Annotated in this window: 14 protein-coding genes and 1 tRNA gene; 11 read left to right on the top strand and 4 right to left on the bottom strand. The window is 32.8% G+C overall.

Translation table 11 applies throughout. From position 1 onward, the window contains the following. Window positions 1–107 precede the first annotated feature (107 nt). The 5 genes from HM983_RS07395 to HM983_RS07375 all read left to right on the top strand — a co-directional run bounded on the left by HM983_RS07395 (window position 108) and on the right by HM983_RS07375 (window position 3,608). Entirely contained in the window at window positions 108–764 is a 657-nt protein-coding gene (locus HM983_RS07395; protein ID WP_179344741.1) for a hypothetical protein, read from the top strand. A gap of 133 nt (window positions 765–897) precedes the next feature. Continuing rightward, the gene (locus HM983_RS07390; RefSeq protein ID WP_179344740.1) at window positions 898–1,668 is read left to right on the top strand and encodes a DUF6090 family protein; all 771 of its coding nucleotides are present in this window, start codon (window positions 898–900) and stop codon (window positions 1,666–1,668) included. Window positions 1,669–1,817: 149 nt separating this feature from the next. Further along, a complete protein-coding gene (locus HM983_RS07385; RefSeq protein ID WP_179344739.1) occupies window positions 1,818–2,549 on the top strand; it encodes a hypothetical protein in 732 nt (243 codons plus the stop codon). 181 nt (window positions 2,550–2,730) lie between these two features. Next, window positions 2,731–3,135 carry a hypothetical protein gene (locus HM983_RS07380; RefSeq protein ID WP_179344738.1) on the top strand — a complete coding sequence of 135 codons (405 nt, stop codon included), beginning with the start codon at window positions 2,731–2,733 and terminating at the stop codon, window positions 3,133–3,135. 122 nt (window positions 3,136–3,257) lie between these two features. Then, on the top strand, window positions 3,258–3,608 hold the full coding sequence (locus HM983_RS07375) for a hypothetical protein (protein WP_179344737.1): 351 nt from the start codon (window positions 3,258–3,260) through the stop codon (window positions 3,606–3,608). On the opposite strand, the gene HM983_RS07370 is transcribed toward HM983_RS07375, so the two are convergent. After that, window positions 3,605–4,090, bottom strand: a complete 486-nt coding sequence (locus tag HM983_RS07370; RefSeq protein ID WP_179344736.1) for a CBS domain-containing protein — start codon at window positions 4,088–4,090, stop codon at window positions 3,605–3,607. The genes HM983_RS07375 and HM983_RS07370 overlap by 4 nt on opposite strands. Before the next feature lie 113 nt (window positions 4,091–4,203). On the opposite strand from HM983_RS07370, the gene HM983_RS07365 reads away from it, so the two are divergent. Both HM983_RS07365 and HM983_RS07360 read left to right on the top strand, forming a co-directional pair. Continuing rightward, window positions 4,204–5,013, top strand: a complete 810-nt coding sequence (locus tag HM983_RS07365; RefSeq protein ID WP_179344735.1) for an NAD(P)H-binding protein — start codon at window positions 4,204–4,206, stop codon at window positions 5,011–5,013. A 66-nt stretch (window positions 5,014–5,079) separates the two neighbouring features. After that, window positions 5,080–5,808 (top strand): hypothetical protein, encoded by a 729-nt coding sequence (locus HM983_RS07360; protein ID WP_179344734.1) that lies wholly within the window; start codon window positions 5,080–5,082, stop codon window positions 5,806–5,808. Between the two features lie 70 nt (window positions 5,809–5,878). Here HM983_RS07360 and HM983_RS07355 read toward each other — a convergent pair whose 3' ends face one another. Then, window positions 5,879–6,403, bottom strand: a complete 525-nt coding sequence (locus tag HM983_RS07355) for a hypothetical protein (protein WP_179344733.1) — start codon at window positions 6,401–6,403, stop codon at window positions 5,879–5,881. A 171-nt stretch (window positions 6,404–6,574) separates the two neighbouring features. On the opposite strand from HM983_RS07355, the gene HM983_RS07350 reads away from it, so the two are divergent. Next, a complete protein-coding gene (locus HM983_RS07350; protein WP_179344732.1) occupies window positions 6,575–7,519 on the top strand; it encodes an NAD-dependent epimerase/dehydratase family protein in 945 nt (314 codons plus the stop codon). 110 nt (window positions 7,520–7,629) lie between these two features. Here the strand turns inward: HM983_RS07350 and HM983_RS07345 are convergent. Both HM983_RS07345 and rseP read right to left on the bottom strand, forming a co-directional pair. Further along, window positions 7,630–7,703, bottom strand: a tRNA-Asn gene (locus HM983_RS07345). Window positions 7,704–7,799: 96 nt separating this feature from the next. Further along, window positions 7,800–9,140, bottom strand: coding sequence for an RIP metalloprotease RseP (rseP, locus tag HM983_RS07340; RefSeq protein ID WP_179344731.1), 1,341 nt, complete (start codon window positions 9,138–9,140; stop codon window positions 7,800–7,802). A 197-nt stretch (window positions 9,141–9,337) separates the two neighbouring features. Between rseP and HM983_RS07335 the strand changes: the two genes are divergently transcribed. The 3 genes from HM983_RS07335 to feoB all read left to right on the top strand — a co-directional run bounded on the left by HM983_RS07335 (window position 9,338) and on the right by feoB (window position 12,427). Further along, window positions 9,338–10,012, top strand: coding sequence for an SCO family protein (locus HM983_RS07335; RefSeq protein WP_179344780.1), 675 nt, complete (start codon window positions 9,338–9,340; stop codon window positions 10,010–10,012). A 91-nt stretch (window positions 10,013–10,103) separates the two neighbouring features. Then, complete coding sequence (locus tag HM983_RS07330; RefSeq protein ID WP_179344779.1) at window positions 10,104–10,331, top strand: FeoA family protein; 228 nt, start codon at window positions 10,104–10,106, stop codon at window positions 10,329–10,331. Then, window positions 10,328–12,427 (top strand): ferrous iron transport protein B, encoded by a 2,100-nt coding sequence (gene feoB / locus HM983_RS07325; RefSeq protein ID WP_179344730.1) that lies wholly within the window; start codon window positions 10,328–10,330, stop codon window positions 12,425–12,427. Before HM983_RS07330 ends, feoB begins: the two co-directional genes overlap by 4 nt.

Raw genomic sequence — 12,427 nt, 5'->3', positions numbered from 1 at the left:
TATAAAACACCAAATATGGTATATAAATTAACAGCGTAAATCAATTTTAACCTGTAGCCATATTTCAGGACTAGACATTTAAGAAAAATCAGAACTGACATTAAAAAATGAATAAAATTGACAAAATTGGAATATCATTATTAATACTTGGATTTTTAATTCCATTTTTCATTTATTTTGGCTTCATTATCGGACTTCCAATATATATAATTGGAATTATTACGCTTCTACTTGGGAATTTAAATATCAAACAAAAATTACTTTGGATTTTAATCCCAGCAGTTTTATTTTATCCAGTAATGAAAGGATATTCTTCAATTTCTTTTTATTACGCTGACATTCAAAAAGTAGATTTAATACTACCATATGACTTTAAAGGAACTGCAATAATTGTAGATAATGTTGATTTCGGACAAACATTTGAGAAAAAAAATAGGCGAAAACAAATAATATTTGATGAAAACGGAATTGCTTTTTACCCAACTGAATTGGAATTACAAAGCTCTCGATTTAGAGTTTTTCTTAAACAAAAAAACGGACAATTAAAAAGAGTCTTATTAAGCTCTGAAACTTCTGAAAGGACGACACTTTTGGCTTATGGAGAAAGTAGTTTCGAAAAAACTATTGAATCAGAAATCAAATATATTCCATACGACTTTGTAAGAATTGGAGAGAATTTTACAGAACAAAGTAATTCGGAAAAAAGAAGTGAATTAATTAAAAAAGGAAAAATAAAAACTGTGTACAACAACGTTTATAATTAATGGCTAGTAATAGCTTACTTACGAAAATTCTCGCGGATTTTCTTTTCAGTTTTTATTTGCTAAATTAGGTACTTAAACACGCAACTAACCTTTTACACACACGCTAGCCTTCATGATGACCAACCATTAACCAATGATAAAATTCTTTAGAAAAATTAGACAAAATCTACTTTCTGAAAATAAATTCAGTAAGTACTTGATTTACGCAATTGGAGAGATAATTCTTGTTGTAATTGGAATCTTAATTGCACTACAAATCAATAATTCTAATGAATTGAATAAACAAAGAGCTAAAGAAGTGCAGTTCTTGAAAAATTTAAAAAGTGATTTAATTTTTGAAGAAAGCGAACTTGAACGGTACACCGGAATTAGAGAAAGTATAGTAAACTCTGCTCAAATCGCCCTGGAACACTTTAATGGTAAGCCAGTAGAAAATATTCAAATGTTTAATTTTCACACTTTTAATGTGGGCATATGGCAAGAATTTCAGAGAAACAACAATACTTTCTTAGAGTTATTGAACTCTGGTAATTTGACTATAATATCAAATGATTCAATAAAAAATGGCTTACTGAATTTAGATTTAATTCATAAAGAAATAATATCAAATCGAGAACATTTACGAAATGATTTAGAGCAATATTTTTATAATCCTTGGTTTACTACTGTTGATCTGGACCCTTTAGCCCAGAGCTTTGTTTTTTATACAAATAATGGAAAATTTGACAACAAAATAGAGCTTTCGAACCAAGAATTAGAAAAGCTTTTAAATGATAGGGTGTTTAAAAATGGATTTGTCTTATCAGTATTTACGAATTCTTTGATTATTGATGACTATAAAAGAATGAAAGATTTGAACAAAAAAGTAGTTGAATTAATAAATAGAGAAATAACAAAAGGCTAACAATGGCTATAAGTAATTGCTTGTTCTCGCCTACATACGCCAGTCCTCGCGGACTTACTATCCGTGAATTATTTGCTAACTTTAGTGCTAAACACACAACGAAATCATACACTAGACCATTGCAAGTAATTATCAGAAACCGCTAACCAATGATAAAATTCTTTAGAAAAATTAGGCAAAAAATGCTGACTGAAAACAAGTTCAGTAAGTATCTGATTTATGCTGTCGGAGAGATCATCCTTGTTGTTATCGGTATTTTGATTGCTTTGCAGGTCAACAATTTAAATGAAGTTCGAAAATCAGATTTGGAATTGAACAAAATAAACCAAAACTTGATTCAGGAATTTGAATCTAATCAAAAAGCTCTAAATTCAGCATTACGTGGATTGAAATGGACAAAACGTGGAGGATTAAATATACTGTCAATGATGGGAAAATCAGAAAGTGAACTGAACCGTACAAATCTTGATAGCTTGATAGAAACCTCACTTTTTTGGCCAACTTGGAAACCTACTAATTTTGTCTTAAACGAACTCAAAAGCACAGGTAAATTGTCATTAATTAAAAATAGTAAGATAAAGGAACTACTTTTTGAATATGAACGACAATCTGAATATGTAAATGAATGGAATAGACGTATGGAAAAAAGTTCGCAGGATATTGTTGATTACATCAAAAATTATGGTTCCTTGAGGAATGTAAACCATAATCGGATTTCAATTAAAAAGTCTGATTTGGATTTTAACAATATTAGTTTCTTTAATGATTTAAAATTTGAAAATCAAGTTGATGAGAAAGTACTTTATTCGCAATTTTTGGAAAATGTCTATGCAGAAACTGATAAATTAATCAGTGAAATTTTAGAAGAAACCAGAAAATAACGAAAGCACAACAAAGTATAACCGCAATTACAGCGGATTCGACTAAACCGGAATCCACTCGGAATTGCTAAAGCCAGTGCCATACCGAAAATTAACGCATATTAACCCGTAACTGAAAGTTGTACGAGACCTTGTTTTAATGCCCAAATTGCGCTCAAAACCAAATTTTGAAAACAAAAAAATGAATAAAAAGATTGACTCTACATTATATTTTTTTCAATTTTTAATCGCCCGAATTATTGTAATCGGAGGAATTGGATTTTTGATTTATAGTTTAATCACAAAAGAAATCGGAGCTATTATTTTTTGCACATTATTTTTGATTATGGGAGTTTTTATTTTAAAAAAGCAAGTTCCTAAACCGACTGACCTTTCATTTGACCAAGATTCCCTGTATCTCGACAATCTATCTCACCCAATAAAAATTGCGGATATTGAATCTTTAGAAAATGGAGTAATAAAATATAACTCAAATGGAGAGACGAATAAATTCAGTTTACCGAATTTTTACTATATCGACAAAAATTATACAAAACTTAAAAAGACCATAGAAAACAAAAGCACTAAAACACAACAATGTGTATAATTCATTGCTAGTTATAGCCTGCTTAAGAAAGTCCTCGCGGATTTTCTATTCTGTTTGTATTTGCTAAATTAGTTAATTAAATAAACCTTATACAAACCGGTTAAGCAATAAGTATAAAATTTATGAAAAAACAATGTCCAGAATGCGGTGAAAGAATTATTGGGAGAGTTGACAAAAAATTCTGTAGTGATGGTTGCAGAAATGCATACAATAATCGGGTAAATAAGGATTCCAAAAATCTAATCAGAAACACCAATAATCGACTTAGAAAAAACTATAGAATACTAGAAAGTTTAAATCCAAATAAAAAAACCAAAACCTCTAGAGCCAAATTGGTCGAAAAAGGATTTGATTTTAATTATTTCACTAGTATATACACCACAAAGGCTGGCACGATCTACTATTTTGTCTATGATCAAGGTTATCTGCCTCTTGATGGAGATTATTATGCACTTGTAAAACGAGATGATTAAGGATTACCTTTTGTTGTACTGTTCCAATTCTCACCCTTAAGTTGCAATGCTGCTTTAAGAATATCCTTTTGGCTTATTTGCCCAACTAATTTGCCATTTTCTACAATTGGGAAACGTCTCAATTTAGAACTCAAAAATTTATTGGCAGCATCAAAAACGTCCATATTACCATCAATAGTTTCAACGTCCCGAGCCATACGCTTTTCTACATTATCATGTTCTAAAGGCATATTGTAATAGCGGCTTTCACTCAGCTGTTTTAAACAATCACCTTCAGAGATTATTCCAATAAGTTCATGTCTCTCATTTACTACAGGTCCACCAGAAATTTTATATTTAATCAAGCATTCAACCACTTCTTGCACGGATTGATCTGCTTTAAAGGTTATGAGATTTGTTGTCATATAATCCTTTACTTTTAACTGAACCGGAGCAGTTGTATTTTGCTGCTTCCTAGGTCCTTGAAAACTTTTTATTCCCATGACATAGAGTTTTGAGTGAATATTAAAGTTACTTAAAATTAACCACATCACAAAACAGTTTTAATTACTGTGAGTAAAATCAGTATTTTTATATTCATAACAAAAAAAATATTTTGAATAAAAATATAAGCATTATTGGATGTGGATGGCTAGGGTTGCCATTGTGCAAACATCTAATGGAGTTAGATTATATCATTAAAGGCTCAACAACCTCAAAACACAAGATTAATGAACTAGACAAACAGGGTTTAGATGTTCAATACATCAAGCTGAATGCCCATCAAATTGAAGGTGATATAGGTACTTTTTTAAAAGATTGTGATACATTGATTATAAATGTTCCACCAGGTCTGAGGTCAAATCCTGAAAAAAATCATGTTGCAGAAATTTCACATCTAATCAAAGCGATTGAGATTTCTGATATTAAAAAAGTGCTTTATGTTGGGTCCATCTCTGTTTTTAAGGATAAAGATGATATGCCGGTTATAAATTCTAATATTATCCCGAACAATACTGCCAACACAGCGAAGCAATTAATTGCAATTGAAAAAAAACTGCTACAAAACAAAAATTTTAAAACTACAATATTACGTTTTGGAGGTCTATTTGGTGACAACCGCCATCCTGCAAAACATCTTTCTGGTAAAAAGGACATCTCCAATCCTGAAGCTCCCATTAATTTAATACACCAACAAGATTGTATAGCAATTATTGCCTCAATTATAAATTCAAACCTTTGGAATGTAACACTAAACGCTTGCTACCCAGATCATCCTGTCAAAATGTACTATTATAAGAACTATTGTATACAGCATAATTTACCAATTCCAACCTTTGATCATAGTGAAAAAAGTGAAGGAAAAATTATCGACAGTTCAGAATTGGTACGGCTTTTGAAATATTCATTCAAACAGGCTCCATAGAAATTAATATAGTTTTAAGACCTAGTTTATTTAATTTTTATAGTTTAGCCCTCTAAATTTATGATAATGAAAAAGATTACACTCGTTCCAATGACTATTGGACTTATGTTAATTTCCGTTGGTGTCTTTGCACAGAACAATGCAGATTTAAAAAAGCATTACCAAGCTTATTACCAACAAATGAAAAACCAAGGTGACGTTCAAGGCGTAATAAATGCCATGACGCATCTCAACGTGCTTGAACCTTCTTTAGCAAGAAAAGATACATTGGCTTATGTATATCTTTCTGAAGGCATGTATTTACAGGCATTAAATACTATTGGTGTTGAAAAAAATGCAAACGACTCGGACATGAATGTTGAAGTTAAGGCATTGGCATTGAAAAATTTAAATCAACCAAAATTAGCTTTAGAACATTTTGAAATTTTATTTAAGCGCAACCCAAATCCATATCTTGCTTACGAAATGGCGGATATGAAAATTCAGATTGAAGATTTAGCTGGTGCCAAAGCTAATATAGAATATGGCCAAGCAAATGTAAAAGACGATATGAAGCGTGCCTTTTACGAAAGGCAACAGCCTTACGAAACTTCACTTAAGGCAGCATTTTTATATTTGGAAGGGCTAATGGTATTTAGACAAGACAATAAGGCCAACATAGATGCAGCTCTTAAATTAATAAACGATGCACTTGCCATTGATCCAAATTTTAATCTGGCAAAAATAAGTAGAGAAGCTTTAGAAGCACAAAAGGCTCAAAAGGCAGCGGCGGCAAACACACCTGCTAAAAATTAATAATATAATCATATACTAAAAAGAGCAGCCTCTTAAGGCTGCTCTTTTTATTTGAATAATGTTTAAACTATTATTCGGGTTGAATTTGATTGTAAAAATCAAATTCTATCTTTTTATTAATTTGCAAATTGAGATTTGCAAAAGCCACAAGTACTTCCTTTATACTCTTTAATTGCAAGTTTAAATCTATGTTATCTAAAGTGAGATTGTCATAAAGCTTCAGCATTTTAGTTTCCAGGATTACAATGCGCGATTCAATGGGATTTGTTTCTAAATTTGAAGGCACTTCTTCTTTTAATTCCAATAGAAACTCATCTATAAGCTTTCTGTCTCCCTTAAAAAAAGACAAATCTGCCTTCTTTAAATATCCAATCTGTATTGCAAGTTCTTGGTACTTTTCCCAATTTCTAACTATTTCCTCAGCTTCAGGACTAAGAACATAATCCGCATAGTTAAAGTTTTCAATGGCTCTGGGTGTAATAGATTGTTCTTGTGTTTTATTTTCTGGTGACTCAATAGAAGCGACATTTGTATCATTCCCACAACTCAAAAAAACAAAAAACAGTAATTGAAAAATAGATTGTCCAAGCTTCATTCTTAAAATTTAATTAATGGGTAAATATACTCAATCTCTCAATTCTTATTAACAGTAAGTATGAAACGTGAAAATTTTATAACAATTATAACATCCTACGTTTTTCTGAAAATTTTAATATATAGTTGGTTGTAATTCTTCTTACTTTTGAAAGCGAATAAATTAAATTATATGTCTTCAAAAATATTAATTATTGGTGCTTGTGGACAAATTGGCTCCGAACTCACTTATAAACTTAGGGAAATTCACGGCAAAAAAAACGTCATTGCCAGTGATATAAACACACGAAAATTAGACTTAGTCAATTCTGGACCATTTGAAATTATTGATGCCAAAAATTTTAATGCTATTAAGGATTGTTGCAAAAACCACAATGTTGATACAGTTTATCTCATGGCAGCTTTGTTAAGTGCTACGGGCGAAAAATACCCAATGGAGGCATGGGATTTAAATATGAACTCACTATTTCATGTGCTTAATCTTGCTAAAGAAGGAACTATAAAAAAGATATTTTGGCCAAGTAGTATTGCTGTTTTTGGTCCTACAACGCCAAAACAACAAACACCTCAACACACCATTTGCGAGCCAACAACGGTTTATGGTATTACCAAACAAGTTGGTGAGCGTTGGTGCGAATATTATTATAACAAATATGACGTAGATGTGAGAAGCATTCGCTATCCAGGCATTATAAGTCACAAAACGATGCCAGGAGGTGGCACAACGGATTATGCCGTTGAAATATATCATGAAGCCCTACAATCTGGTCATTATGATTGTTTTTTATCTGAAAGCACGAGTCTTCCAATGATGTTTATGGATGATGCCATTAAAGCAACAATAGATATTATGGAGGCGAAGCCAGATGCTTTATCCATAAGATCTGCCTACAATTTAGCGGCCATAAGTTTTACTCCTAAAGAAATTTATGAAAGTATAAAAAAGCACATTCCAGATTTTACAATTGAGTATCAACCGGATTTTAGACAAGCCATTGCAGACAGTTGGCCATCATCTATAGATGATTCTGTTGCGAGAAAAGATTGGGATTGGAAACATGATTTTGATTTAAATACAATGACTGCCGAAATGTTAAGAGAGTTGGGTAAAAAATAATATTAAAACTAAAATTTAATTGTTTTAGCACGCAATTCAGCTTCATATAGTTTAAGAAAATCTAACAATAAAAAACAAAAAACCCAGACCTTTAAGTCTGGGTTTGTTTGCTCCTCTTCTTGGGCTCGAACCAAGGACCCTCTGATTAACAGTCAGATGCTCTAACCAACTGAGCTAAAGAGGAAGATGTTTTTTCGCTTTAGCGAGCGCAAATATAAAATATTTTTTAATCCCTACAATATGAAATTATAATTTTTTTGAAGGTTTTTAACCAATTGCATTAATTGGTTAAGGCTTTAAAAATGTCATTACCGTTAGCAAATAAAACCAAAGCAATTAAAATAAAGAAGCCAACAATCTGCGCACGCTCCAAGAACTTTTCACTAGGTTTTCTACCTGAAATTATTTCGTATAGTAAAAACATCACATGGCCTCCGTCTAAAGCCGGAATTGGCAATAGGTTTAATACGGCTAACATTATCGATAAAAATGCCGTGAGTTTCCAGAAGGCTTCCCAGCTCCAAAAATCTGGAAAGATATCGTAAATAGCCTTAAATCCACCGAGACCTTTATAAGCTTCGGTTTTTGGATTAAAAATAGCTTTAAGCTGAGACCCATAATTAACCAATGTACTTTTAAATTTTGAAGCACCTGCAGCAAAGCTTTCACCAAAAGAGTACTCGCGTCTAGTCACATCATAATAGCCAAGTTCTGTAAATCTTTTAGCATCGATTAATCTGAAAATATTCAGTTTTCCGTCGTTGTTTACATTAAGCTCTCTTGTAAGGGTCTTACCATCTCTTAATATTTCAGCAGAAACAGTTTCACCTTTATAATTTTGTAATTCTTCTTCAAACAAATCAAAATATTCAAGCTCCTTACCTTCTATTCCAAGAATCACATCTCCTGTTTTAATATCAACAGTTTTATTTGCCGACGAATCCGGAACTGACTCAACTATAAAAGGATAACGGTATCTAAATAGATTTCTACTACCTTCATCAGATAATTGTCCCAAGAAATTTTCAGGCAAATCAATGACTTTCGTCTCACCATTTCTCTCAACAGTCATCTGTTCTGCCCCTATTATGTATTGACCTATTTCAGAATCTTTTTCTATGGGTTGATCATTAATCGCTACAACTTTATCACCCGTTTTAAAGCCAGAATCTAGTAAAACTTGGTTTTCAACTAAATAACCTCCTTTTAAGCTATCGATCTTTATATCTGTATCGCCGTAAATAAATGAGGCAAATACATAAATCACATAAGCCAATATAAAATTAACGGTTACACCACCGAGCATAATAATGAGTCTCTGCCAAGCTGGTTTAGAGCGAAATTCCCACGGTTGTGGTGGCTGTGCCATTTGCTCTTTGTCCATACTTTCGTCTATCATTCCAGCTATTTTTACATAACCACCAAGAGGCAACCAACCAATACCATATACGGTTTCACCAATTTTCTTTTTAAAAAGTGAAAACTTCACATCAAAAAAGAGATAAAATTTTTCAACTTTAGTCTTAAATAGTTTTGCCGGTATAAAGTGACCCAGCTCGTGTAATACTATTAATAGTGAAAGACTGAGTAAGAATTGGGATATCTTAATTATAAATTCCATGTATTCATTTTCAAATTTCGATTGACAAAAGTAACCTTTTAAAGGCATTTAGAAAATTAATGTATTTCCAATCGGTTTATTTTTAACATCGATTTATAATTATGAAGTTTCAACCTCTAGATTTTTGTTAAATCTATTCTATAAATTAAGCTTCAGGTCTATCTTTGCAGTTCTAAAATTTAGGTGTTATAATGTCTTTGCTTTCGTTTTTTAAAGGGTACAAATATTTTGGTATTGCATTCGCCGTTTTGTGCATCGTTATTATTTCTATCATTTACAATGTGCTCAATGTAAAGCAACCGCTGCCAATATGGTCACCTGCACAAATTAATGCAGAAATGGTAGATAGTACCATTCAGCATAAGAAGAAATACCACAAGATTGCCGATTTTAGTTTAACCAATCAAAACGGCAAAACCATTACGCAAGAAGATTATAAAGATAAAATCTATGTGGCCGATTTTTTCTTCACCACGTGCCAAACCATTTGCCCAATCATGACCGATCATATGTATAGGATTCAAAAAGAGATTTTGAGGGATGACGAGGTACTACTGTTGTCACATTCGGTAACACCAAAAATTGATAGTGTTGCGCAACTCAAAAAATATGCAAAAGAAAAAGGGGTTTTAGATAATAAATGGAACTTGGTCACAGGCGATAAAAAGCAAATTTACGAACTTGCCAGAAAAAGCTATTTGGCAGTAAAAACGGATGGAACTGGTGATCAATATGACATGATACATACCGAAAATTTTGTGCTCATCGACAAAAAACGCCAAATTCGTGGACACTATGATGGTACAAATCCTGAAGAAATCGATCGATTGTTAGAAGATATTGAAACGCTGAAGTCCTTTGGTGGGTCTTAAAATGTTAAAGACTTCCAAATAGTTAAAGCCATTCTTTTTACACTAAAATATTTCACTTATTTTTGCTTCTTTAAAATTAATCTAAATAAGCATAAGCTTGACATTAGCCGAACTAAAACGAGGACAACGAGGTGTTATTATTGATGTTTCTTCTGTTCACATTCCATTAAAATTATTAGAAATGGGTTGCCTGCCAGGTAATTTGGTAGAATTGGTACAGGTCGCTCCATTTGCAGATCCAATGTACCTAAACATTAACGGTTCCCATTTGGCAATTAGAAAAGAAACTGCAATTCATATCCAAATAGAAACCGAATGAGTAAGCAGATTAATGTTGCTTTAATAGGAAACCCTAATACAGGTAAAACCTCAGTTTTTAATGCCCTGACCGGTCTTAACCAAAAGGTGGGTAATTATCCAGGGATTACGGTTGAAAAAAAAGAAGGAATCTGCAAACTGCCTCGTGGCGTGAGGGCACACATTATAGATCTACCTGGTACTTATAGTCTCAACGCTTCTTCGCTTGACGAAAATGTAGTAATTGAATTACTCCTCAACAAGAACGATAAAGATTTTCCTGATGTTGCCGTTGTTGTTAGTGATGTTGAGAATTTAAAAAGAAACTTACTGCTATTTACACAGATTAAGGATTTAGAAATTCCAACAATTCTGGTTATTAATATGTCTGACCGAATGGACTATAAAGGCATTTCGTTAGATATTCCATATTTGGAAGAACAGCTTGAAACCAAAATCGCTCTTATAAGTACCCGAAAAAAAATGGGTATTGCTGGATTAAAAGACCTTATTACCAACTACAAAGAGCTATCAACAAACCCATGCTTAAATGCCTCTTCCATTGATGAAGAGTATTTTAATAATTTAAGAAAAGCATTTCCCAACCAATTACTATACAAGCTCTGGTTGGTTATAACACAAGATGTTAATTTCGGAAAAACAGACCGTAAGGCTATAAATGACGTTTCAAACTTTAAAACAAAATCTGAAAACGACTTAAAAAGACTTCAACAAAAAGAAACGATTAAACGGTATCAGTTTATTAATAACACCCTTAAAAAGGGGCAAACTATTGATCTCAACACCGCAAAGGATTTAAGAATTAAACTCGATAGAATCCTTACCCATAAGGTTTGGGGCTATTTGATTTTTGGAATTATTTTGTTAACCATATTTCAAGCCATTTACGATTGGTCCAGTGTGCCAATGGACTTTATAGATTCTGCTTTTGCATCGTTAAGCGAATGGACAAAAAGTGTACTTCCAACTGGTGCTTTTACTAATCTTATTGCAGAAGGTATTATTCCCGGACTTGGAGGCATCGTCATATTTATACCGCAAATTGCATTCTTATTTTTATTCATTTCTATTCTGGAAGAAACCGGCTATATGAGCCGTGTGGTGTTTTTAATGGACCGCATTATGCGTCGTTTTGGTCTAAGTGGAAAGAGCGTTGTTCCCTTAATTTCTGGTACAGCCTGTGCTATTCCAGCCATTATGGCTACACGTAACATTGAAAGTTGGAAGGAAAGACTCATCACTATTTTGGTGACTCCTTTCACAACCTGCTCTGCAAGACTTCCTGTTTACCTCATCATCATTGCATTAGTTATACCAGAAGGTCGTTTTTTCGGTTTGAGCTATCAGGCGTTGACATTGATGCTACTTTACCTCATCGGTTTTGGTGCAGCAATAGTTTCTGCTTGGATTCTAAATAAAATTCTGAAAATAAAAAGTCGAACGTTTTTTGTTGTAGAAATGCCAAACTATAAGTTACCATTGTTTAAAAATGTGGCATTGACAGTTTTAGAAAAAACTAAATCATTCATCTTTGGTGCGGGTAAAATTATTTTGGCAATCTCAATAATTTTATGGTTTTTGGCATCTTATGGACCTGGTGAAAAATTCAACAATGCCGAGGAAATTGTAACAGAACAATATGCAAATCAGGACCTGAGTGAAGATGATCTGCAACAAAAAATTGCATCATATAAATTAGAACATTCATTCATTGGCATAACAGGAAGAGCCATAGAACCAGCAATCAGGCCATTGGGCTATGACTGGAAAATCGGTATTGCAATCGTTAGCTCTTTTGCTGCACGTGAAGTTTTTGTAGGTACTTTGGCCACTATATACAGTGTAGGAAGCGATGAAGAAGAAACCATTAAAAACAGAATGGCAGGCGAAGTCAACCCAATTTTGGGCGGACCGTTATTTAATTTTGCATCGGGAATTTCACTGTTGCTATTTTACGCTTTTGCGATGCAGTGCATGAGTACATTAGCCATTGTAAAACGTGAAACCAACTCATGGAAATGGCCTATGTATCAATTAGTAATTATGAGTGCTTTTGCTTATATTGTAGCATTGGCCGCTTTTCAAATTTTGAAGTAA

This window comes from Winogradskyella ursingii (genome assembly GCF_013403975.1).
Lineage (GTDB): Bacteria > Bacteroidota > Bacteroidia > Flavobacteriales > Flavobacteriaceae > Winogradskyella > Winogradskyella ursingii.
This window is presented reverse-complemented; position numbering and strand designations above follow the sequence as displayed.

Bases quoted from the DNA above. Each gene is read 5' to 3' on its own strand.
- HM983_RS07395 (WP_179344741.1), top strand. From the start codon at position 108: ATGAATAAAATTGACAAAATTGGAATATCATTATTAATACTTGGATTT.
- HM983_RS07390 (WP_179344740.1), top strand. From the start codon at position 898: ATGATAAAATTCTTTAGAAAAATTAGACAAAATCTACTTTCTGAAAAT.
- HM983_RS07385 (WP_179344739.1), top strand. From the start codon at position 1,818: ATGATAAAATTCTTTAGAAAAATTAGGCAAAAAATGCTGACTGAAAAC.
- HM983_RS07380 (WP_179344738.1), top strand. From the start codon at position 2,731: ATGAATAAAAAGATTGACTCTACATTATATTTTTTTCAATTTTTAATC.
- HM983_RS07375 (WP_179344737.1), top strand. From the start codon at position 3,258: ATGAAAAAACAATGTCCAGAATGCGGTGAAAGAATTATTGGGAGAGTT.
- HM983_RS07370 (WP_179344736.1), bottom strand. From the start codon at position 4,090: ATGGGAATAAAAAGTTTTCAAGGACCTAGGAAGCAGCAAAATACAACT.
- HM983_RS07360 (WP_179344734.1), top strand. From the start codon at position 5,080: ATGAAAAAGATTACACTCGTTCCAATGACTATTGGACTTATGTTAATT.
- HM983_RS07355 (WP_179344733.1), bottom strand. From the start codon at position 6,403: ATGAAGCTTGGACAATCTATTTTTCAATTACTGTTTTTTGTTTTTTTG.
- HM983_RS07350 (WP_179344732.1), top strand. From the start codon at position 6,575: ATGTCTTCAAAAATATTAATTATTGGTGCTTGTGGACAAATTGGCTCC.
- rseP (WP_179344731.1), bottom strand. From the start codon at position 9,140: ATGGAATTTATAATTAAGATATCCCAATTCTTACTCAGTCTTTCACTA.
- feoB (WP_179344730.1), top strand. From the start codon at position 10,328: ATGAGTAAGCAGATTAATGTTGCTTTAATAGGAAACCCTAATACAGGT.